Origin of the sequence: Bordetella genomosp. 13, from assembly GCF_002119665.1 — a bacterium.
Classification (GTDB): domain Bacteria; phylum Pseudomonadota; class Gammaproteobacteria; order Burkholderiales; family Burkholderiaceae_B; genus Bordetella.
This window is the reverse complement of the sequence record NZ_CP021111.1, coordinates 4,206,185-4,225,807: the sequence shown is the minus strand read 5'-3', so window position 1 is coordinate 4,225,807 and position 19,623 is coordinate 4,206,185. Positions and strand designations below refer to the sequence as shown.

General features: G+C 68.5%; 21 protein-coding genes. 9 read left to right on the top strand and 12 right to left on the bottom strand.

Going from position 1 to position 19,623, the window contains the following annotated elements:
* Positions 1 to 486: 486 nt before the first annotated feature.
* Complete coding sequence (gene ruvB / locus CAL15_RS19085; RefSeq protein ID WP_086079935.1) at positions 487 to 1,563, bottom strand: Holliday junction branch migration DNA helicase RuvB; 1,077 nt, start codon at positions 1,561 to 1,563, stop codon at positions 487 to 489.
* A 185-nt stretch (positions 1,564 to 1,748) separates the two neighbouring features.
* Here ruvB and CAL15_RS19080 point away from each other — a divergent pair, with 185 nt between their 5' ends.
* The 4 genes from CAL15_RS19080 to CAL15_RS19065 all read left to right on the top strand — a co-directional run bounded on the left by CAL15_RS19080 (position 1,749) and on the right by CAL15_RS19065 (position 4,728).
* Positions 1,749 to 2,717, top strand: a complete 969-nt coding sequence (locus CAL15_RS19080; RefSeq protein ID WP_086081184.1) for a threo-3-hydroxy-L-aspartate ammonia-lyase — start codon at positions 1,749 to 1,751, stop codon at positions 2,715 to 2,717.
* Between the two features lie 128 nt (positions 2,718 to 2,845).
* Positions 2,846 to 3,055 carry a hypothetical protein gene (locus tag CAL15_RS19075; protein ID WP_232468033.1) on the top strand — a complete coding sequence of 70 codons (210 nt, stop codon included), beginning with the start codon at positions 2,846 to 2,848 and terminating at the stop codon, positions 3,053 to 3,055.
* Positions 3,052 to 3,657: a Fic/DOC family protein gene (locus CAL15_RS19070; protein WP_086079934.1), complete on the top strand. Its 606-nt coding sequence runs from the start codon at positions 3,052 to 3,054 to the stop codon at positions 3,655 to 3,657. The genes CAL15_RS19075 and CAL15_RS19070 overlap by 4 nt, the downstream gene beginning before the upstream one ends.
* A gap of 129 nt (positions 3,658 to 3,786) precedes the next feature.
* Positions 3,787 to 4,728, top strand: coding sequence for a complex I NDUFA9 subunit family protein (locus tag CAL15_RS19065; protein ID WP_086079933.1), 942 nt, complete (start codon positions 3,787 to 3,789; stop codon positions 4,726 to 4,728).
* Positions 4,729 to 4,791: 63 nt separating this feature from the next.
* On the opposite strand, the gene ruvA is transcribed toward CAL15_RS19065, so the two are convergent.
* The 6 genes from ruvA to CAL15_RS19035 all read right to left on the bottom strand — a co-directional run bounded on the left by ruvA (position 4,792) and on the right by CAL15_RS19035 (position 10,280).
* Positions 4,792 to 5,364, bottom strand: a complete 573-nt coding sequence (gene ruvA, locus CAL15_RS19060; protein WP_086079932.1) for a Holliday junction branch migration protein RuvA — start codon at positions 5,362 to 5,364, stop codon at positions 4,792 to 4,794.
* 160 nt (positions 5,365 to 5,524) lie between these two features.
* Complete coding sequence (gene ruvC / locus CAL15_RS19055; protein ID WP_086079931.1) at positions 5,525 to 6,073, bottom strand: crossover junction endodeoxyribonuclease RuvC; 549 nt, start codon at positions 6,071 to 6,073, stop codon at positions 5,525 to 5,527.
* Positions 6,074 to 6,077: 4 nt separating this feature from the next.
* Entirely contained in the window at positions 6,078 to 7,667 is a 1,590-nt protein-coding gene (gene purH, locus CAL15_RS19050; protein ID WP_086079930.1) for a bifunctional phosphoribosylaminoimidazolecarboxamide formyltransferase/IMP cyclohydrolase, read from the bottom strand.
* A gap of 16 nt (positions 7,668 to 7,683) precedes the next feature.
* Positions 7,684 to 7,923: a helix-turn-helix domain-containing protein gene (locus CAL15_RS19045; protein WP_086079929.1), complete on the bottom strand. Its 240-nt coding sequence runs from the start codon at positions 7,921 to 7,923 to the stop codon at positions 7,684 to 7,686.
* 52 nt (positions 7,924 to 7,975) lie between these two features.
* Positions 7,976 to 9,004, bottom strand: a complete 1,029-nt coding sequence (gene dusB, locus CAL15_RS19040) for a tRNA dihydrouridine synthase DusB (RefSeq protein WP_086079928.1) — start codon at positions 9,002 to 9,004, stop codon at positions 7,976 to 7,978.
* 118 nt (positions 9,005 to 9,122) lie between these two features.
* Positions 9,123 to 10,280, bottom strand: coding sequence for a UbiH/UbiF/VisC/COQ6 family ubiquinone biosynthesis hydroxylase (locus CAL15_RS19035; protein ID WP_086079927.1), 1,158 nt, complete (start codon positions 10,278 to 10,280; stop codon positions 9,123 to 9,125).
* A 49-nt stretch (positions 10,281 to 10,329) separates the two neighbouring features.
* Between CAL15_RS19035 and CAL15_RS19030 the strand changes: the two genes are divergently transcribed.
* Positions 10,330 to 10,791 carry a TM2 domain-containing protein gene (locus tag CAL15_RS19030; protein ID WP_420042512.1) on the top strand — a complete coding sequence of 154 codons (462 nt, stop codon included), beginning with the start codon at positions 10,330 to 10,332 and terminating at the stop codon, positions 10,789 to 10,791.
* Between the two features lie 2 nt (positions 10,792 to 10,793).
* Here the strand turns inward: CAL15_RS19030 and CAL15_RS19025 are convergent, their stop codons facing one another.
* Positions 10,794 to 12,134, bottom strand: a complete 1,341-nt coding sequence (locus tag CAL15_RS19025; RefSeq protein WP_086079926.1) for an aminopeptidase P N-terminal domain-containing protein — start codon at positions 12,132 to 12,134, stop codon at positions 10,794 to 10,796.
* Positions 12,135 to 12,432: 298 nt separating this feature from the next.
* Between CAL15_RS19025 and CAL15_RS19020 the strand changes: the two genes are divergently transcribed.
* The 3 genes from CAL15_RS19020 (at position 12,433) to CAL15_RS19010 (ending at position 15,255) form a co-directional block, all read left to right on the top strand.
* Positions 12,433 to 13,461: a sodium:calcium antiporter gene (locus CAL15_RS19020; RefSeq protein WP_086079925.1), complete on the top strand. Its 1,029-nt coding sequence runs from the start codon at positions 12,433 to 12,435 to the stop codon at positions 13,459 to 13,461.
* Positions 13,462 to 13,854: 393 nt separating this feature from the next.
* Positions 13,855 to 14,223, top strand: coding sequence for a hypothetical protein (locus CAL15_RS19015; RefSeq protein ID WP_086079924.1), 369 nt, complete (start codon positions 13,855 to 13,857; stop codon positions 14,221 to 14,223).
* Between the two features lie 162 nt (positions 14,224 to 14,385).
* The gene (locus tag CAL15_RS19010) at positions 14,386 to 15,255 is read left to right on the top strand and encodes a cytochrome c oxidase assembly protein (protein ID WP_086079923.1); all 870 of its coding nucleotides are present in this window, start codon (positions 14,386 to 14,388) and stop codon (positions 15,253 to 15,255) included.
* A 70-nt stretch (positions 15,256 to 15,325) separates the two neighbouring features.
* Here CAL15_RS19010 and galU read toward each other — a convergent pair whose 3' ends face one another.
* Complete coding sequence (gene galU, locus CAL15_RS19005; RefSeq protein ID WP_086079922.1) at positions 15,326 to 16,162, bottom strand: UTP--glucose-1-phosphate uridylyltransferase GalU; 837 nt, start codon at positions 16,160 to 16,162, stop codon at positions 15,326 to 15,328.
* Positions 16,163 to 16,241: 79 nt separating this feature from the next.
* Here galU and CAL15_RS19000 point away from each other — a divergent pair, with 79 nt between their 5' ends.
* The gene (locus tag CAL15_RS19000) at positions 16,242 to 17,741 is read left to right on the top strand and encodes a M48 family metalloprotease (RefSeq protein WP_420042511.1); all 1,500 of its coding nucleotides are present in this window, start codon (positions 16,242 to 16,244) and stop codon (positions 17,739 to 17,741) included.
* 9 nt (positions 17,742 to 17,750) lie between these two features.
* Here CAL15_RS19000 and CAL15_RS18995 read toward each other — a convergent pair whose 3' ends face one another.
* The 3 genes from CAL15_RS18995 to CAL15_RS18985 are packed head-to-tail and all read right to left on the bottom strand — an operon-like array spanning position 17,751 to position 19,553.
* Positions 17,751 to 18,851 carry a YheT family hydrolase gene (locus tag CAL15_RS18995; protein ID WP_086079921.1) on the bottom strand — a complete coding sequence of 367 codons (1,101 nt, stop codon included), beginning with the start codon at positions 18,849 to 18,851 and terminating at the stop codon, positions 17,751 to 17,753.
* Between the two features lie 19 nt (positions 18,852 to 18,870).
* The gene (locus CAL15_RS18990) at positions 18,871 to 19,293 is read right to left on the bottom strand and encodes a YybH family protein (protein ID WP_086079920.1); all 423 of its coding nucleotides are present in this window, start codon (positions 19,291 to 19,293) and stop codon (positions 18,871 to 18,873) included.
* A gap of 44 nt (positions 19,294 to 19,337) precedes the next feature.
* The gene (locus tag CAL15_RS18985) at positions 19,338 to 19,553 is read right to left on the bottom strand and encodes a zinc-finger domain-containing protein (RefSeq protein WP_086079919.1); all 216 of its coding nucleotides are present in this window, start codon (positions 19,551 to 19,553) and stop codon (positions 19,338 to 19,340) included.
* Positions 19,554 to 19,623 lie beyond the last annotated feature (70 nt).

Genomic DNA, 19,623 nt, shown 5'->3' with positions numbered 1-19,623 from the left:
CCCTCGGCCGCTACGCGGCTTCCCTCCCTCCAATTGGCCGTCACGGCCCGCCTGAACCAGCCAGAGGACTCACGACAACGTCATGCGGGAGGGGGCAGGGCAGCGGCGGCTGGCGTCAAGTTGTGGTGTGGCTGGCCGGATTTGCTCGTAGGTTCCTTGGAACGTTGTGCGGCCGCATGGGCAATAGAAACTGAGGCGCCGATGGCGCGGCAGCGAAGGCGCGCAGACGCTTCGTCATGGCCGCCGTGAATCGCGCCTACGTTCGCCATGCCATCGATGGCCTGATTCTTCATCAGCCTCCGCGTGGCTTCCCGGCGTGGGACGGCCAATTGGAGAGAGGGAAGCCCCCGCAGGGGGCCGAGGGCGCCTGATGGCGCGCCCGAGCCGAACGACTTGGCCCGCCCACGCCGGGAAGCCGCGCGGAGGCGACTTAAGAACTCAAAGAATCGCAGCGCCCTGTCCGAAGCGCCCGTATCGCATAGACGTTCAATCGAACAGATTCCCGCTCGGATCCCCGCCGGCTCGACCCGCGGGTACTGCCAGTCCCAGGTGGCGCCATGTGGTCTGCGTGGCCATGCGGCCGCGTGGGGTGCGTTGCAGGTAGCCGTGCTGGATCAGGTAGGGTTCGATCACGTCTTCGATGGTGTCGCGCTCTTCGCCGATGGCCGCGGCCAGGCTGTCCACGCCTACGGGGCCGCCGTCGAATTTGTGCACGATGGCTTCGAGCAGTTTGCGGTCCATCAGGTCCAGGCCCTGCGGGTCGACCTCCAGCATGGACAGGGCGCGGCCGGCGACGTCGGCGTCGATGGTGCCGCCGGCCTTCACTTCGGCATAGTCGCGCACGCGGCGCAGCAGGCGGTTGGCGATGCGGGGCGTGCCGCGCGCGCGGCGGGCGACTTCCTGTGCGCCCTCGGGCGTGACGACGGCGTTGAGCAGGCCGGCGCTGCGCGTGACGATGCGCGACAGGTCGGCCACGTCGTAGAACTCGAGTCGCGAGACGATGCCGAAGCGGTCGCGCAGCGGGTTGGTCAGCATGCCGGCGCGCGTGGTGGCGCCGACCAGCGTGAAGGGCTGCAGGTCGAGCTTGACGCTGCGCGCGGCGGGGCCTTCGCCGATCAGGATGTCGATCTGGAAGTCTTCGAGCGCCGGGTAGAGGATTTCCTCGACCACGGGCGAGAGGCGGTGGATCTCGTCGATGAAGAGAACGTCGTTGCGTTCCAGGTTGGTCAGCAGCGCCGCCAGGTCACCGGGGCGCTCCAGCACGGGGCCGGAGGTCTGGCGCAGCTGCACGCCCATTTCGTGCGCGATGATGTGCGCCAGCGTGGTCTTGCCCAGGCCGGGTGGACCGAACAGCAGCACGTGGTCCAGCGCCTCGCCGCGTCCGCGCGCCGCCGCGATGAAGATCTCGAGCTGCTCGCGCGCGCGCGCCTGGCCCACGTATTCCTGCAGCGCCTTGGGACGCAGGGCGCGTTCGATGGATTCTTCGTTGGGCGAGACGGGCTGCGGCGCGACAATGCGCGGCGCGTCGGGCAGGGAGGAGAGCGAGTCGTTCTGTATGGCCATGGTTCGAAGCGCGGCGGATGCGCGAGGCCATGGTACATCAAGGTGCTTCGGGGCGCAGCGAGGCGCGGCGGGCCGCTCGTGTGTGGGCCGCGGCGGATGCCGCGATGCGCGCAAGGCGGCGCGGGCGGCCCTCGGCCAGGCGTATGATGCCGTTTGCTTTCGACCCTCTACGCCATCCGCTCATCATGTCGCCCGTCCTGCCCACCTATTCCGATGTCGTCCGCGCCAGCGAAATCCTCGCCGGGGTGGCCCACCGCACGCCGGTGCTCACGTCCACCACCGCCGACGGCCTGACCGGCGCCAGGCTGTACTTCAAGTGCGAGAACTTCCAGCGCATGGGCGCCTTCAAGTTCCGCGGCGGCTACCATGCGATCTCGCGCCTGACGCCCGAGCAGCGCAAGGCCGGCGTCATTACCTTCTCGTCGGGCAATCATGCGCAGGCCATCGCCCTGGCCGCGCGGCTGCTGGGCGTCGAGGCGACCATCGTCATGCCCGAGGACGCGCCCGCCGCCAAGAAGGCGGCTACCCAGGGCTATGGCGGCAAGGTCGTCACCTATGACCGCTACAAGGACGACCGCGAGGCCGTCACCCGCGCCTTGCAGCAAGAGACCGGCGCCGCGCTGATCCCGCCGTACGACCACGCCGACGTGATCACCGGCCAGGGCACCGCTGCCAAAGAGCTGTTCGACGAGGTGGGCGAATTGGATTACTTGTTCGTCTGCCTGGGCGGCGGCGGCCTGCTGTCGGGCTCGCTGTTGTCGGCCAAGGCGCTCAGCCCGTCATGCAAGGTATACGGCGTCGAGCCCGAGGCGGGCAACGATGGACAGCAGTCGCTGCGCAAGGGCCAGGTGGTGCGCATCCCCGCGCCCAAGACGCTGGCCGACGGCGCGGCTACCACGCACCTGGGCGACCTGACTTTCCCCATCATCCGCGACAACGTCACCGACATCGTCACCGTCGGCGACGACCAGCTGGCGCAGACCATGCGCTTTTTCGCGCAGCGCATGAAGATCGTGGTGGAGCCCACCGGCTGCCTGGCCGCGGCCGCCGTGCTGCACAAGGTGGTGGCCATTCCGGCCGGCGCCCGGGTGGGCGTCATCATCAGCGGAGGCAACGTCGATCTGGAGGCATACGGCCGCCTGATGGCCGGCTGACAAGGTCGTCTCTTCATCAATAAGCGACTGATAAATCAGGCGTTTTGCGCTAAAATGGCGGGATGTTCCCACCTTCAGATACCGGGTCTAAAGCGGTCGCCGCAAGCGCGGCCGCACCGGATGCCAACTTGCCGAATCCCACCCAATCCCTGCTGGCCGAACACGAACACTTCGAGCGATTGGCAGCCGTGCGCAGCGCGCTGGCCAGCCAGCGCATGGAAGGGCTCGAGCCCGATCCCCGGGCGGTGGCCGATGCCGAGCGCTGGGCGCGCGGCGAAATCACCATCGGCGCCGCCGTGGCCGATTTCAAGATGCGAGTGCGCCTAGAAATGGCATGAAATACGCAGGAGACCGCGGCGATCCGTACCTGTACAGCGGCACGGAGGTGTTGCGCAACCTGCTGGGCATCAAGAATCAGGGTGCGCTCGACAAGGTCGAGTCCACCCTTTCTTTTTTGCGCGCGGCCGAACTTCGCGAGCATCCGGTCGCGGGTCATTTCGACCTGCCGCACCTGCTGCAGATCCATGCCCGCCTGTTCGGCGACGTCTACGACTGGGCCGGCCAGGTGCGAAGCGTGGAAATACGGAAAGGCCACACCGTGTTCGCCCGCAAGCTCATGATCGAAAGCGCGGCGGGCCGGCTGTTCGACCAACTGGCCGGCGAGAACCATCTGCGCGGATTGGATCCCGACCAGTTCAGCCAGCGTGCCGGACACTATCTCGGCGAGATCAACGTGCTGCATCCGTTCCGCGAAGGCAACGGCCGCACGCAGCGCGAATTCATGGGCCAGCTGGCGCGCCAGGCCGGGCTGCGCATCGACTGGAGTGCGGCTAGCCAGGACGAGATGGTGCGTGCCTCCATCGACGCGTACAACGGCGATTCCAGCGGACTATCCCGCCTGATCCGCGCCTGCCTGGCCGACCCCGCGGACCGCGCCTAGCCCGCGCGGCCGTGTCCTGTCGCCCCCTGGCCGGGCGGTTCCGGCACGGAACGGCGCCGGAGGTTGCGGCGGGCGTGCGGACTGGGGCAGAATGGCCCGGTCTACTGACGCGCCAGGAGCTGCGACATCATGCGTATCCTAGTCATCGGCGGCACCGGCTTCCTGGGCCGGCACCTGGCGGCGCGCTTATCGGCCGGCGGGCACACGGTGGTGGTGCCCACGCGCCGCTACGGCAGCGGGCGCGACATGCTGGTGCTGCCCACGGTCACTCTCATCCAGGCCGATGTGCACGACGATGCCGCGCTCGAGCGGCTGATGCCTGAAGGCGGGGCCGTGGTCAATCTGGTGGGCATACTGCACGGCGGCCGCGGGCGACCCTACGGCGGCGCCTTCGCGCGGGCCCACGTGCAGCTGCCCCAGCGCATTGCGCGGGCCTGTCGGCGCACCGGGGTGGCGCATCTGCTGCACGTCAGCGCGCTGGGCGCCGACTCGCAGGGGCCCAGCATGTATCTGCGCTCGAAGGGCGATGGCGAAGCCGCGCTGCGCAACGAGTTGCAGGGCTGGGAGGGCGGCTGGACCATCTTCCGCCCATCGGTCGTTTTCGGGCCCGACGACAATTTCACCAACATGTTCGCGCGGCTGGCGCGCATCTTCCCCGTGCTGCCGCTGGCCGGCGCGCGATCGCGCATGCAGCCGGTCTACGTCAGCGACGTGGCCGCCGCCATGGCCAACGTGCTGGGCAACAGCCATGCATGGGGCCGCACGTATGAGCTCTGTGGGCCGCAGGTGCATACGCTGGCCGACATCGTGCGGCTTAGCGCACTGTGGAGCGGCCATCGCCGGCCCGTGATCGAGATTCCGATGGGACTCGGCCGCCTGCAGGCGGGCCTGATGGAAATGCTGCCCGGCACGCCGCTGATGTCGCGCGACAACCTCGACTCGCTCAGCGTGGACAACGTGTGTCCCGGCGGTCTCGCGCCCGAGCTGGGCGTGGTGCCGACCGCGCTGGAGGCGGTGGCGCCGGGGTACCTGAAGCGGGGCGGCAAGCCGGCCGACATCGGGTTGCCGTAGGCGCGGAGCCGCCGCGCCGGCGGCAGGCTTTCAGCGCACCAGGGCCGTCAGCTCACCGCGCCTTCAACGCACCAGCGCCTTCAACGCCAGGCGGATGCCGTCGGACACGCTGACGCCTTCGGGCAGCTGCTTCAGCGCAAGCTGCGATTCCTTGTCCGAATAGCCCAGCGCCAGCAGCGCGTTCAGGATGTCCGACTGGCTGTCCGGCACGGCGTGCGGCGTGGCGCCGATGTCGGCGCCCAGCTTGCCGCGCAGCTCCAGCAGCAGCCGCTCGGCCGTCTTCTTGCCGATGCCCGGCACGCGCGTCAGGCGTCCCGATTCCTGCAGCGTGACGGCCTGCGACAGTTCGGCCACCGACATACCGGAAAGCAGCGCCAGCGCGATGCGTGCGCCGACGCCGGTGATCTTGATCAGTTGTCGGAAGGCCGCGCGTTCGGCCTGCGAGGCGAACCCGAACAGCAGATGCGCATCCTCGCGCACCACCATGTGCGTGTACAGCGTGACGCGCGCGCCGGTCTCGGGCAGCGCATACAGCGTGCTCATGGGCACGTCGACTTCATAGCCGACGCCATTGACGTCGACGCAGACGGTGGGCGGGGTCTTCTCGAGCAGGGTACCGGTAAGGCGTCCGATCATGAGTGCGCAGGGAATAAGGGAGGGGCCGCGCGGAAGGGCGGCCGATGGCGGATTCTATCGCTCCGGCGGCCGGTTCAACGGCATGCGTTCAGCGGCTAGAGTGTGCCCGCAGGAAATGGGAGGTTCGACATCGACGACGACGCAGCGAAACGCTGTGGCGTCAGCCCACCAGCCGTCCATTGCGTATGCCGGGCCGCGAGCTTTTTCCCGCGCGTTCGATCACGCCGCCCAGCCGCTGCTGCAGCGGCCCGACGTGCGCGTGGCAGATCGCGCAGGCCAACGCGTCGGCCGAGTCGGGCGCGGGAGTGCCGTTGAGCGAGAGCAGCCGCTGCACCATCATCTGCACCTGCTCTTTCGCCGCGCGCCCCGTGCCGACCACCGCCTTCTTGATCTGCAGCGCGGTGTACTCGTGCACATCGAGACTGCTGTCCGCCAGCGCGCACAGCGCCGCGCCGCGGGCCTGGCCCAGCAGCAATGTAGAGGCGGGATTGGCGTTGAGAAACACGATTTCGAGCGCGGCCACGTCAGGCTGCGTCTCGCGCGCGACTTCGCGCAGGTTGTCCAGGATGACCTTCAGCCGCTCGGGCAGCGACAGGGCCGGCGGCACGACGATGGTGCCGCTGGCCACGTAGCGCAGCCGCATGCCTTCGGCATCGATCACACCGAAGCCGGTGCGGCGCAGGCCGGGATCGATGCCGAGGACGCGCATGCGTTCAGTGGCGGAAGTGGCGGGTGCCGGTCAGCACCATGGCGATGCCGTGCTCGTCGGCCGCGGCGATGACTTCATCGTCACGCACGCTGCCGCCCGGCTGGATCACGCAGGTCGCGCCCGCGGCCACCACCACGTCCAGGCCGTCGCGGAACGGGAAGAACGCGTCCGAAGCCACGGCCGAACCGCGCAGCGTGAGGCCGGCGTTCTCGGCCTTGATCGACGCGATGCGCGCCGAGTCGATGCGGCTCATCTGGCCCGCGCCCACGCCCAGCGTCATGCCGCCCGCGCAGAACACGATGGCGTTGGACTTCACGTACTTGGCCACCTTCCAGGCGAACGCCAGATCGTTCATTTCGGCCTCGGTGGGCGCGCGCTTGGTCACCACCTTCAGCGCATCGCGCGGCACGCTGTAGGCGTCCGGGCTCTGCACCAGCCAGCCGCCGCCCACGCGCTTGACGTCCAGCGCATTCTGGCCGGCGCCCGCGGGCACCTCTAGCACGCGCACGTTCTTCTTGCCGGCCAGGATGGCCAGCGCGGCGCCGTCATACGCGGGCGCCAGCAGCACTTCCAGGAACTGGCCGCTGACGGCTTCGGCCGTGGCGGCGTCCACCGGACGGTTGAAAGCGATGATGCCGCCGAAGGCCGAGGTGGGATCGGTCTTGAAGGCCTTCTGGTAGGCCGTCAGCGTGTCGGGGGCGATGGCCACGCCGCACGGGTTGGCATGCTTGACGATGACGCAGGCCGGCGTGTCGAAGCCGCGCACGCATTCCCAGGCGGCATCGGCGTCGGCGATGTTGTTGTACGACAGTTCCTTGCCCTGCAGCTGGCGGTAGTTGCCCAGCAGGCCGGCGGGACGCTGCGCATCGACATAGAACGCGGCGCTCTGGTGCGGATTCTCGCCGTAGCGCAGGGCCTGTTCCTGGCGCAGTTGCAGCGTCAGGATGCGCGGCCATTCGTTGCGGGCCGGTGCGGCCTCTTGCGCGGGCGCGGGCTCGGACAGGCTGCTGAGATACGCGGCGATGGCGCCGTCGTAGGCGGCCGTGTGCGCGTAGACCTTGCCGGCCAGTTCCAGGCGCAGCGCATACGAGGTGCCGCCCGACTGGTCGATCTCGGCCAGCACGCGGGTGTAGTCCACCGGGTCGATCACCACCGTCACGCCGCCGGCTTCAGTGCCGTGGTTCTTGGCGGCGGCGCGCAGCATGGCCGGGCCGCCGATGTCGATGTTCTCGACCGCGTCGGCGAAGGTGCAGCCCGGCTTGGCGATGGTTTCGCGGAAGGGATACAGGTTCACCACCAGCATGTCGATGCGGTCGATGCCATGCTTGCCCAGCGTGTCCAGGTGCTCGGCGCTGTCCCGGCGGGCCAGCAGGCCGCCATGGATCTTCGGGTGCAGCGTCTTCACGCGGCCGTCCAGGATCTCGGGCGAGCCGGTGTGCTCGGCCACTTCGGTCACGGGCAGGCCCGACTCGGCCAGCAGCTTGGCGGTGCCGCCGGTGGACAAGAGGCGCACGCCGCGCGTGTGCAGCGCGCGTGCGAATTCGACGATGCCGGTCTTGTCGGAGACCGAGAGCAGGGCAGTTTCGATTTTCATGGCGAGGATGCGAGGGTCAAAGCTGGATGTTGTGCGCGAGCAGCTTCTTGCGCAGGGTGTTGCGGGTGATGCCGAGCATTTCCGAGGCGCGCGACTGGTTGCCGCCGGAGCGCTCCAGGGCGACTTCGAGCACCGGACGCTCCACGCAGCGCATCACCATGTCCCACATGTCATGCGGCTCGGAATCGCCCAGGTCCTCGAAATAGCGCTCCAGGCTGGCGCGCACGCATTCTTGAAGAACATCTCGCTTGCTCATAAACAGATCGATTGTTTGTTGTTGTATGAAAAAAAGGATGGGACCGGCGGGCTCAGGCCGCCAGTCGTGCGGGAACCGGGCCGGCCGCAGGGGCCGGCGCCTGTCCGCGCACCAGGCCGTCGAACCATGACGCCACCGCGCGGGATTGCTCCGCGGTGTTGTCGATGAGGTTCATTCGGGCCCGGAATTCCTCGGCGCCGGGCAGGCCGTCCAGATACCAGCCTATGTGCTTGCGCGCCGTGCGTACGCCGGTGTGCTCGCCATAGAAGCGGTAGTGATCGTCGAGGTGTTCAAGCAGCAGGTCGCGCATTTCGGCCGTCGTGGGAGGCGAAAGCTTGGCGCCGGTACGCAGGAAATGATCGACCTCGCGGAAAATCCAGGGCCTGCCCTGGGCCGCGCGTCCGATCATGACCGCATCGGCGCCAGTGTAATCCAGGACGGCTTTCGCCTTTTCCGGAGAGTCGATGTCGCCGTTGGCCACCACGGGAATGCGCAGGGCGGCCTTGACCTCGCGGATGGTGTCGTACTCGGCCTCGCCGGTGTACAGGTCGGCGCGCGTGCGGCCGTGCAGGGTAAGGGCGGCGATGCCGGCTTCCTGCGCCAGCAGCGCCACGCGCAGCGCGTTGCGGCTGGTGCGATCCCAGCCGGTGCGCGTCTTCAGCGTGACCGGCACGCCCAGCGGCGCACAGGCGGCGACCACTGCATCGAGGATGCGGGCGATGAGATCTTCGTGGCGCAGCAGCGCCGAGCCGCTGGCCAGATTGCACACCTTCTTCACCGGACAGCCCATGTTGATGTCGATGATGCGGGCGCCGCGCGACACGTTGAAGGCGGCGGCCTCGGCCATCATGGCCGGATCGGCCCCGGCGATCTGCACCGATACCGGGTCGATCTCGCCGTCGTGGTTCAGGCGGCGCGAGGTCTTGACGCTTTCCCACAGGCGCGGATTGCTGGCGGCCATCTCGGAAACGGCATAGCCCGCGCCCAACCGCTTGCAGAGCTGGCGGTAGGGGCGGTCGGTGACGCCCGCCATGGGGGCGACCAATACGTTGTTGGGAAGAGTCCAGGGGCCGATGCGCATCGCCGGATTTTAGCCGCGCTTGTTTCGGCCCTTATTTACGACTTGGGTCAGTTGCCGGGTTACGACGAGATTGCAGCAAGTGCGGATCGCCCGGGGCACTGCGTTCCCGGACGCCAGCTCAGGCGCGCAGGCCCTGCAACAGATGGCGCGCAAGCGGCGCGCGCAGCGGCGGCGCCAGGTCCATGGCCAGCAACGCCAGCCCGCAGGCATGTTCCACCGGCGCCAGTCCGGTGGTGAACAGGCGCGGCATCAGGTCGGTCACGCCGGCCGTGATCCAGCGGTCGCCGCGGCGCGCCTGGGCGAATTCGGCCAGCCGGGGGGTGGGGTCGGCGTGCGGGGCGATCAGCCACCCGGCCAGCGCCTGCGCCAGCCGCGCGGCATCGCGCAAGCCCAGGTTCAGGCCCTGTCCCGCCACCGGGTGCAAGGTTTGCGCCGCGTTGCCGATGGTCGCCACCCGGCCCTGCGCCTGCGAATGGCGCGCCTTCAGTTCGAGCGGGAACACGTGCCGCGGCGCCTGGCTGCGCAGCCGACCCAGCCGGGTGCCGAACGCCTGGTTCAGCGCGGCGGAGAACGCCGCGTCGTCCATCCGCGCCAGTGCGGCGGCATGCGCCGGCGCGCAGCACCACACCACCGAATAGGTCTCCGCCAGGTGCGGGTGCGGCAGCATCGCCAGCGGACCTTCGCGCGTGAAGCGCTCGTACGCCCAGTCGCCGCGCGCCAGCGCGGCATGCGCACTGGTCAGCACCGCGTGCTGGCCGTATTCGCGCCGCACGTCCTCGCCGCCCGCGCCATCGCACAGCACGGCCAGCGCGCTGTCGAGCACGTGCTCGCCCTGTTCGATGCGGACCGTGCCGCCATCCTGCGACAGGATGCGCGCCGCGGGCCCGTGCAGCACGGTGACGCCGCTGGCGGCCACGCGCTCCTGCAGCCGCGCATGCAGGCCGGCATAGCCCACCGTGCTGCCCAGCTCGGGCACGTCGAAGTCGCGATGGTCGATCAGCGTGCGGCCCAGGCGGCCGCATTGCGACACGTGGATGTGGCGGATGGCGGCCGCGCGCGCGGGCCAGGCCTGCACGGTGTCCAGCAGCACGCGGCTGCCGTGGTTGAGCGCCAGCACGCGCGGATCGAGAGCCGGATCGCGCGGCATGGCGGCGTTATCGCCGTGCAGCAGCGCGATGCGGGCGGGTTGCGGCGCCAGGCGCGCCAGCAACAGCGCCAATACCTGGCCCACGGGGCCGGCTCCGAGAATCGCGATGTCGTAGGCGGTAGCGTTCATGCCGCGATTTTACTGTCCACTACAATCCGCCGGTGGAGAGCCCCAGACGATGACAGACGCGCCCCTGACCCCGTCCCATCCCGCCGTCATGCCGCGCCGCGCGCGCAGCAAGGTGGTGGTGGGCCTGCTGGCATGCTTCCTGGGCTGGCTAGGCGCGCACTGGTGGTACCTGGGCCGGCGCGGCGCATGGCTGGTCACCCTGGCGTGCGGCGTGTGCCTGGCGGGCGCGCAGGCATTCACGCCCTGGTACGACAATCCCGTCTTCTTCCTGTTGTTCATTCCGGCCGCGGCCGGCTTCATCGAGGGCGTCGTCTACAGCCTGATGCCCGACGAGTCGTTTGACCGCCGCGTCAATCCCGGCATGGGCCGCGTCACGCACACTGGCTGGGGGCCGGTGCTGGTGGCGATCGTCGGCTGCCTGGTGGGGGCCATCGTCACGATGTTCGGCATTGCGATGGTGGTGGTGTACACCTGGACCGCGATGGGGTGGCTGGACGGGTACGTGCTCTAGGCCTACTCCCGCATCAGCGCCTCGATCTCGCGCGCATCCACCGGCACGCCGCGCGTCAGCAATTCGCAGCCCGTGTCCGTGACCAGGGCGTCGTCCTCGATGCGGATGCCGATGTTCCAGTAGTGGGCCGGCACGTCGTCGGACGGGCGCACATACAGCCCGGGTTCTATCGTCAACACCATGCCTGGCCGCAACTGCCGCCAGGGCCGTTCGGCGCCGCCCGCCCCGGGCTCGCGGTAGTCGCCCGCGTCGTGTACGTCCAGCCCCAGCCAGTGGCCGGTGCGGTGCATATAGAAACGCGTGTAGGCGCCGGATTCCAGCACGCCGTCCAGGGACCCCTCCAGCAGCTTCTCGTCGATCAGCCCCTGCGCGAGCACGCGCACCGCCGCCAGATGTCCGTCGTTGAACGACAGCCCTGGCCGCGTGGCCTGCACCGCCGCGTCCTGCGCGGCCAGCGTCAGGTCGTACAGCGCGCGCTGCGGGCCGCTGTAGCGGCCGTTCACGGGGAATGTGCGAGTGATGTCGGACGCATAACTGTCGAACTCGCAGCCCGCGTCGATCAGCACCAGCTCGCCGTCATGCAACACCGTGTCGCCCGCCTGATAGTGCAGCACGCACGCATTCGCGCCGCCGGCGACGATGCTGGTGTAGGCCGGCGCCTGCGCGCCGTGGCGGCGGAACTCGTACAGCAGTTCCGCTTCGAGCTCGTATTCGTGCATGCCGGGCCTTGCCGCGCGCATGGCGCGGGCGTGGGCGCCGGCCGAGATGCGCGCCGCGCGGCGCATGGCAGCGATCTCGTCGGGGTCCTTCACCAGCCGCATGTCGGCTACTACGCCGCGCAGATCGCGCAGCTGCTCCGGGGCGCGCCGTCCGCCGCGGGCGCGTTCGCGCGCGGCGGCCATCCATCCGCGCAGCCGCGCGGCCTGCGCATCGTCCGGCGTCGACGGGGCATACAGGGCAGGCTGGTCCAGCAGCAGCTCGGGCAGCATCTGGTCCAGCGCTTCGATACTGTGCGCTTCGTCGAAGCCGTAGCGCTCCGCGGCCGCTTCCGGGCCGCAGCGTACGCCTTCCCAGGTCTCGTGCTCGGGGTGGCGCGGACGGCAGAACAGCAGCGCGCGGTCGTCCGCCCCGGCGATCAGCACCAGCCACGCTTCCGGCTCGATGAATCCGCTGAGATAGTAGAAATCGCTGTCGTGCCGATACGGGTATTCGGCGTCGCGGTTGCGTACCGCGGCAGGGGCGGTGGGCAGTACGGCGATGCCGCCGCCCTGCGCGCGCAGGTGCGCCAGCAGGCGCGCGCGGCGCTGGCGGAAGGGACTGATATCAGTGGGCGGCAGGCTCATGGCGAATCGTCGGAACGCGAATGCGCCAACTTTACCGCGCGGCCCGCCGCGATGCGCGAAGGGCGTCACCGTCATGCTGCTACAATCCGCGCATCCCATTGGGGAGTAGCCATTCCGCCCTTGCGCGGAAGCCTGCGTCAACAAACTTGGCGGTCACGTACCCCATGGCGTCGGCAGCTACCGGGCACTGTTTTCAGAGCCCGGACAGCCAGGCGAGACCTTTGGCCACGACGCGTTCATCCCAGCCGGACGAGCCGCGCCGTTGCGCCATTGTTCCCGCTCGTCCGGCTGTGTGGTCATGCTGCTCACCCTGTCTCTCTTCTTCCTGTCCGCGGCCATCATCTACCTGGCCTGCGAATACTTCGTCAACGGCGTCGAATGGGTCGGCCATCGCTTCCAGCTGGGCGCCACGGCCACCGGCACCGTGCTGGCCGCGTTCGGCACGGCGTTGCCCGAAAGTGCCGTGACGTTCATGGCCGTGGTCTTCGGCACGACTCCGGAACAGAAAGACATCGGTGTCGGCGCGGCCATGGGCGGCCCGCTGGTGCTGGCCACGCTGGCCTATGCGGTGGTCGGCCTGGCGCTGTGGAACCGGTGCCGTGCCGCGGCGCCGCGCGCGGAATCGGGTCGCGCAGCGGCCGCCATGACGATCAAGGCCGACCAGGGACGGCTGGCGCGCGACCAGGCATGGTTCATGGGCATCTTCGTTCTGAAGGTGGCGCTGGGCCTGCTGGCCTTTGCCTGGAAGCCCTGGCTGGGCATCCTGTTCCTGCTGGTCTATGCCCTGTACGTGAAGCGCGAACTGGCCAACGACGATGACAGCATCGAGCAGGACGACCTCGAGCCGCTCAAGCTGCGTCCGCGCGATCCCGATCCCTCCATGTTCTGGGCTTGTGCGCAGACCGTGATGGCGCTGGTGGTGATCGCCGTCGCTTCGCGCGTGTTCGTGCAGCAGATCGAGGCGCTGGGCATGGCGATGGGCGCCTCCGCGCACGTGGCCGCGCTACTGCTGGCGCCGGTGGCCACCGAGCTGCCCGAGATACTGAACGCCCTGATCTGGGTGCGGCAGGGCAAGGAACGGCTGGCGCTGGCGAACATCTCGGGTGCGATGATGATCCAGGCGACCATTCCCAGCGCGCTGGGCATTTTCCTCACGCCCTGGCTGTTGGATGAGCCGCTGCGCGCCGCCGGCGTGTTCACGCTCATCGCGATCTCGGTGCTGTGGCTGCGTCTGCGCCGCGGCACGATGACCGTGGGCGGACTCGCGTCGGTCGGGGCGTTCTACGTGCTTTTCGCGCTGTACCTGGCTTGGCATTTCTATGCCTGACGCGCTTGCCCGGATTGTGGCGAACAGGCTACGAGTCTTGTGTATCAGGGCAAACCCGGGTAAGATCGAAAAGTCTTCATTTCCAGGGTTCTACACCGTGAATACCGATTCCGGCGACAGTAGTAGTCGATCTTGCATCGACGTCGCTGCCTGACAGGATCCCACGCAGAACTCTCTTCTGCCGCATCCTGCCAGCGCAGGGTGCGGAGTCTACCGGTAACAGGCCGCGGCCTGTCCGGACATTCCCCGCAGTACATACCGCCTGAACCGTTGCGTTGCCCGCAGCGCCGTTCGCCATGCTTGCGTGCTTGTCGTACGCGGGCCAGCGTCGTGTTGCCGCGCGCGCGCCGCATTCCCGGCAGACAGCCCGTCCTTGCTGCATAGGAGGTCGTCATGCGTTTCTTTGACTTGTTCATGCGCCGTGCCGGCGTGGACCGCGCCGAGTCAGGCAGCCGCCGCCGCGGCACGTCGCGCCTGACCGTGGTGTGCCCCCGCGAATCGCTGGATTCGCTGCGCAAGCAGATCTGCCTCGACTTTTCGGCCGCCGGCCTCAGCGTATCGCGCTTCCAGGTGGATGCCGCGGGTCAGCAGGCCGGCATGGCGTCGGCATGCATCACCGTCGACTGTCCCCCCGAACTGCGCGCCGAGCTGATGTCCCAGGCCAAGCGCCTCAGCGCCAATCCGGCCGTGCGCCACGTGCGCTTCGGCGCGGCCCGTGCGGGCGCAGCCAACGAGGCCGGGGCCACCGCCGCCGCTGCCTGATCGCGCGGCCCGCCGTACCTCGGCCGGGCCGCGCCCTCGGATGTCGTCGGGCAGACGGCCGGCTGCATCCGCATACTCCTCTACAATCGAATGACGTCCGCGCGGGCCGCCCGCGCGTCATTCCTCTCTACATCGTCCCGCTGTCCGCGGGCCCCGTTCGGCATGGATCTGCTTGGCTGGCTCGTCCCCTGGGAGTTCTCGCCCGTGCTGGTCGCTTCCTTCCTGGTGGCGATCGTGCTGTTCGTGCGCGGCCAGCGGGTGCACCGGGTCACCCTGGCGCGCCAGATCCTGTTCTGGTCCGGCATGGTGCTGCTGTACCTGTCCCTGCACACCCGGCTCGACTACTACGCCGAGCGCATGTTCTTCATCCACCGCGCGCAGCATCTGGTGCTGCATCACCTGGGACCGCTGCTGGTCATGGCTGCCTTCCCGGGCTCGGTGATGCGGGCCGGCTTGCCCCTGGCCTGGCGCGTGCGCCTGCGCGACTTCCTGCTTACGATGCCGGGGCGCGTGCTGCAGCGGGTCCTCACGCATCCGGTTCTGGTGCCGCTGCTGTTCGTGGCCTTGGTGCTGGTATGGCTGATTCCGTCGGTGCAGTTCTACAGCATGCTCGACTGGCGCCTGTACCGCCTGATGAACTGGTCGGTGGTGATCAGCGGCTTCATGTACTGGAATCTCATCCTGGACCGCCGGCCCAGCCCCCCGGCCGCCATGAGCCCCGGCGGACGCGTGTTGTCGCCGGTGCTGACCATGGCCCCGCAGATGGTCGCGGGCGCGGTCATCGCGTTCACCGAAACCGATATCTATCCGCTGTTCGAATTGTGCGGCCGCGCCGTGGCCATGACGGCCCAGATGGATCAGACCATAGGCGGGCTGACGATGTGGATTCCCGCGGCGCTGGTGGAAGTGATCGGCCTGCTCGTGGCGCTGGGCACCTTGATGCGCCTGTCCGGCAAGGGGCGGCTGCGCAAGGCCGATCGCAAGGGCCGGCCCGGCTCGCGGGCGCCGGGGGCATCTCGGCCTGCCACCTGATATGAGACGGCCCCGAACGCCGCTGGCGATCGGGGCCGGACATGAACGGCGCGGGCGGGCGCAGGGCTTATTACGGGATGAGGCCGTGGTATTTGCGGCCGTATGCCACGGTGGCCTCGAACATGCCGGCCTTGTTGCCGCAGTCGTAGCGCGTGCCTTCGTATCGATACGCGTACACGGGACGATCGCGCATCAGCGCGGCGATGCCGTCGGTCAGCTGGATCTCGTTGCCCGCGCCCGACTTGGTGTTGCGCAGGTATTCGAAGATCTCGGCTTCCAGCACGTAGCGGCCGACCACCGCCAGGTTGGACGGCGCCTCTTCGGGTTTGGGCTTTTCGACCATGTGGGTGACGCGCTCGGTGCGATCGTCGACCTTCTGGCTGGCCACGATGCCGTACTTGTTGGTTTCTTCGCGGGGCACTTCCTGCACGCCCAGCACGCTGGCGCTGCGCGCGACGGCCGACTCGATCAGCTGGCCGATGACGGGCTGCTCGGCATCGATCAGGTCGTCCGCCAGCAGCACGGCAAAGGGTTCGTTGCCCACTGCGGGGGCGGCGGTCAGCACGGCGTGGCCCAGCCCCAGCGGCGCGCGCTGGCGGATATACAGGCAGTTGACGTGCGGCGGCAGCACCTCGCGCACGGCCGCCAGCAGGGTCTGCTTGTTCTTGTTTTCCAGATCGTTCTCGAGCTCGGGAGCGGAATCGAAGTGGTCTTCGATGGCGCGCTTGTTGCGGCCAGTCACGAAGATCAGGTCGGTGATGCCGGCCGCGACAGCCTCTTCCACTGCGTACTGGATCAACGGCTTGTCTACCACGGGCAGCATTTCCTTGGGCATGGCTTTGGTGGCGGGCAGGAAGCGCGTACCCATGCCGGCGACGGGGAACACGGCTTTGCGGATTGGTTGCATCGGGATTCCAGAAGAGAAGGTGGGGAGATGGTGAACTTGCATGGCTGATGACTATCATATTGCCATGGAGAGTCGTAACATGACATATCGCTCGGTAATTTTGCGCCGCGGCATCGCGGGCGCGCTATGCGTGGCGCTGGCATTGCCGGGGATGCCTGTCCTAGCCCAACCGGTGGGCCTGCCATCCATGGGGGCGGCATCCGCCGATGACCTGTCTCCCGCGATCGAACGACAACTGGGTGAGGCCATCATGGCCCAGGGTCGCCGCGATCCCACCTATATCGACGACGCCGAAGTCCACCAATATCTCACCACCATGGGCCGCAAGCTGGCGCTGAATGCGCAGGGCGGCGTGCCCGACGTCGAGATCTTTCCGGTGCGCGATCCCGAGATCAACGCCTTCGCCTTGCCGGGCGGCTTCATCGGCGTCAATTCGGGTCTGGTGGTGTCTTCCGACAGCGAGTCCGAACTGGCGTCGGTGGTCGCCCACGAAATCGGCCACGTCGTGCAGCGCCACATCGCGCGCGGCATGACGCAGCAGAACCAGAACAGCACGGTCATGCTTGCCACGCTGGCCGGCGCGCTGCTGGCCGCACTGGCCGGCGGGGGCGGCAATCTCGCCATGGGCGTTGCCGCTTTCGGCCAGGCCGCGGCCATCAACCGCCAGTTGGGCTTCTCGCGCGATGCCGAACGCGAGGCCGATCGCACCGGCCTGCAGATGCTCTCCAGGGCCGGCTACGATCCCACGGGCATGTCGCGCATGTTCGGACGCCTCATGAACGCGTCCCGCCTGAATGAGGGAACGGGCGGCGGCTCGTGGGCCAGCACCCACCCTTTGTCCATCGATCGTATGTCCGACGTGCAGAATCGCATCCGCGACCTGCAGTCGACGCGCTATGTCGACAGCGATGACTACTGGTTCATCCGCGCCAAGCTGCGCGTCGTGCAGGGCCGCGATGCGATGAGCCTGCGCTCCGCGCAGCAGCAGTTGCTGGACGAGTCGCGCGCGCTGTCCGGCATACGCCGCTCGGCAGCGCTGTACGGCCTGGCGCTGTACTTCCTGCAGCGCAACGACGTGTCTCAGGCGCAAGCCTATTGGGAACAGGCCGGCGCCGGCGGATACGCCTCGCCGCAGCTGGCCAAGCTCGGCATCGACATTGCGCTGGCGCGCAAGGACGATGCCGCCGCCATGCAGCTGGCGCAGGCAGCCATCAAGCGTTGGCCCGATCGGCGCGCGCTGGGCATTGCCTACGCCACGGTGCTGCAGGCCGAAGGCCGCAATGCCGAGGCCCAGGCTTACCTGCGCGACCGCATCAAGGAATGGGGCGGCGACGAGCCGGGCCTGTACCAGATGCTGGCACAAAGCGAGGACCGAAACGGCCAGACGGTCGAGGCCCGCCGCAACATGGCTCGCTTCTACGAGCAGACCGGCGCCTACGCCGCGGCGGAATCGCAGCTGCAGCAGGCGCGCGGGCTGTCGCGCGATTTCTACGAGCAGTCGCAGATCGACGTGCAGATCAAGGAAGTGAAGCAGAAGCTCGCCGACGAACGCGCGCTGCTACAGCGGTTCAAGTCCTGAACCGCGGGACTACAGCCCGGTTTCGAAGAAGCGTCCCAGGCGCTGGGGCAGCCAGCTCAGGTGGCCCGGGAAAGCGCCCGTGGGAAAGCCGGCGTGGCCGCCTTGCGCGGGCTGGTGCAGCAGCACGCTGGACGAACAATCGGCCGGGCCGGGCAGGGCGGCCTCGGGCAGGAAGGGGTCGTTGCGCGCGTTCAGTACCAGCGTCGGTACGCGGACGTGCGCGAGCCAAGGCTTGCTGGACGCCCGCGTCCAGTAGTCGAGCGCATTGCGAAACCCGTGCATGGGTGCGGTGTACGCATCGTCGAAGTCGCGCAGGTCGCGCGCGTGCGCGATGCGCATCACGTCGATGGCGCCCGGAAAGCGCTTGGCCTTCTCGAGCACTTTGCGCTTCATGGTGGCCAGGAAGTGGCGGGTATACAGCTGCCTCGAGATGAAGCCCTTGCACAGTGCGCGGCCGCCCGCGACCAGGTCCAGCGGCACCGACACGGCCGCGGCCGCGGCCAGCCACGAGACGGACTCGCCCTGTTCGCCGATGAACTTCAGCATGGCGTTGCCGCCCAGCGAGACGCCCACCGCGTGCCAGCGCGCATGCGGCAGGCGCGCCCGCGCGGTGTCGAGCATGAAGCCGACCTCCGTCGAGTCGCCCGAATAATAGGCGCGCGCCAGGCGGTTCGGCGCGCCGGAACAGCCGCGGAAGTGCGCCACCGCGACGATCCAGCCGCGGGCACGGAAATGGTGTGCGATGGACTGCGCGTAGCGGCTGGCGCTGCCGCCCTCCAGGCCATGGAACAGAAGCAGGGCGGGGGTGTCGGGCGTCTGCGGCAGCGAAGCCCAGTCGGCCGGCGCTATCCAGCGCGCCGCGGCGACCTTGCCGGCGGCCACGGGCGGCTGGCCGCTGATGGGGCTGCCGTCCGCGGCCTTGTGCGGAAACAGCCCCGGGCCGGTCCAGTCGAAATCGACGAAGTCGCCGTCCGGAGTCTCGACGCGATCGCGCACGAAGGCGATGCGATGGCACTGCGCGAAGAAGGCGGCGTAGATCGTCTGGCTGTGCCGATCGGGCAGCCAGGCGGGGACGGGGCAAGGTGTCGTGTCGAGTCGGGTCGCGGCCAACGAAGCCACCTGGGCTGGGCTAGTGGAGCCTGTCGGGGATGTCGTGCAGGTCGAGCACCCCGGCCTCGGGCGGCGCGGCGGAAGCATGGTGCATCACCATGCGCCATCCCGTGGGCCCTTTGTGATAGATGTTCGTCGCGTAGCAGGTGGCGTACTGCGTGCCCTGGCGCGTGACGGCCGACACTTGCTCGACCAGCACGTGGACCGCGCACATCATGCTTTGCATGACCAGAGGCCGCATGGGCCGCAGATGCAGCGGCCCGTTTGCCAGGATCTGCTGCCAGGATTCCTGGACCGCGGTGTGGCCTACGACGCGCAGGCCGCCTGGGTGGATGCAGACGATTTCCTCGTCGTCGGCCCAGACCTGCATCATCCGGTCGAGGTCGCCTTGCTCGAGGGCATCGTAGAAGGCGTGTTCCGCTTCGTCGGGTGTGGCGAACATGTCAGGGATGGCTCGAATGCGCCGTGGGGCGCAGGCACAGGAAGTTAATGATGTCCGTGCAGGACGGTGCCGGGCTTCAGGCGATATTCGGCGCCGCAATAGGCGCATTTCGCCGAGCCCGTGCGGGCCACGTCGAGGAACACGCGGGGGTGCATGCTCCAGAGGGGAGCCTTGGGGCCGGGACAGTAGACGGGCATGTCTTCGGCGCCGACTTCGATGACTTCCTGGGCGGGGACGGCGGCCGGGGCAGCGGCGGTCATGGGAATTCCTGAAAAAAGGCCGGGATACGGCGGGCGATCGTCGCCCGTATTGTATCAAGCAGCGAGGTTA

What these genes read in the sequence shown, in the direction of transcription:
- ruvB (WP_086079935.1), bottom strand. Translation starts at nt 1,563, where the DNA reads ATGGCCATACAGAACGACTCGCTCTCCTCCCTGCCCGACGCGCCGCGC.
- CAL15_RS19080 (WP_086081184.1), top strand. Translation starts at nt 1,749, where the DNA reads ATGTCGCCCGTCCTGCCCACCTATTCCGATGTCGTCCGCGCCAGCGAA.
- CAL15_RS19070 (WP_086079934.1), top strand. Translation starts at nt 3,052, where the DNA reads ATGAAATACGCAGGAGACCGCGGCGATCCGTACCTGTACAGCGGCACG.
- CAL15_RS19065 (WP_086079933.1), top strand. Translation starts at nt 3,787, where the DNA reads ATGCGTATCCTAGTCATCGGCGGCACCGGCTTCCTGGGCCGGCACCTG.
- ruvA (WP_086079932.1), bottom strand. Translation starts at nt 5,364, where the DNA reads ATGATCGGACGCCTTACCGGTACCCTGCTCGAGAAGACCCCGCCCACC.
- ruvC (WP_086079931.1), bottom strand. Translation starts at nt 6,073, where the DNA reads ATGCGCGTCCTCGGCATCGATCCCGGCCTGCGCCGCACCGGCTTCGGT.
- purH (WP_086079930.1), bottom strand. Translation starts at nt 7,667, where the DNA reads ATGAAAATCGAAACTGCCCTGCTCTCGGTCTCCGACAAGACCGGCATC.
- CAL15_RS19045 (WP_086079929.1), bottom strand. Translation starts at nt 7,923, where the DNA reads ATGAGCAAGCGAGATGTTCTTCAAGAATGCGTGCGCGCCAGCCTGGAG.
- dusB (WP_086079928.1), bottom strand. Translation starts at nt 9,004, where the DNA reads ATGCGCATCGGCCCCTGGACTCTTCCCAACAACGTATTGGTCGCCCCC.
- CAL15_RS19035 (WP_086079927.1), bottom strand. Translation starts at nt 10,280, where the DNA reads ATGAACGCTACCGCCTACGACATCGCGATTCTCGGAGCCGGCCCCGTG.
- CAL15_RS19030 (WP_420042512.1), top strand. Translation starts at nt 10,330, where the DNA reads ATGACAGACGCGCCCCTGACCCCGTCCCATCCCGCCGTCATGCCGCGC.
- CAL15_RS19025 (WP_086079926.1), bottom strand. Translation starts at nt 12,134, where the DNA reads ATGAGCCTGCCGCCCACTGATATCAGTCCCTTCCGCCAGCGCCGCGCG.
- CAL15_RS19020 (WP_086079925.1), top strand. Translation starts at nt 12,433, where the DNA reads ATGCTGCTCACCCTGTCTCTCTTCTTCCTGTCCGCGGCCATCATCTAC.
- CAL15_RS19015 (WP_086079924.1), top strand. Translation starts at nt 13,855, where the DNA reads ATGCGTTTCTTTGACTTGTTCATGCGCCGTGCCGGCGTGGACCGCGCC.
- CAL15_RS19010 (WP_086079923.1), top strand. Translation starts at nt 14,386, where the DNA reads ATGGATCTGCTTGGCTGGCTCGTCCCCTGGGAGTTCTCGCCCGTGCTG.
- galU (WP_086079922.1), bottom strand. Translation starts at nt 16,162, where the DNA reads ATGCAACCAATCCGCAAAGCCGTGTTCCCCGTCGCCGGCATGGGTACG.
- CAL15_RS19000 (WP_420042511.1), top strand. Translation starts at nt 16,242, where the DNA reads ATGACATATCGCTCGGTAATTTTGCGCCGCGGCATCGCGGGCGCGCTA.
- CAL15_RS18990 (WP_086079920.1), bottom strand. Translation starts at nt 19,293, where the DNA reads ATGTTCGCCACACCCGACGAAGCGGAACACGCCTTCTACGATGCCCTC.
- CAL15_RS18985 (WP_086079919.1), bottom strand. Translation starts at nt 19,553, where the DNA reads ATGACCGCCGCTGCCCCGGCCGCCGTCCCCGCCCAGGAAGTCATCGAA.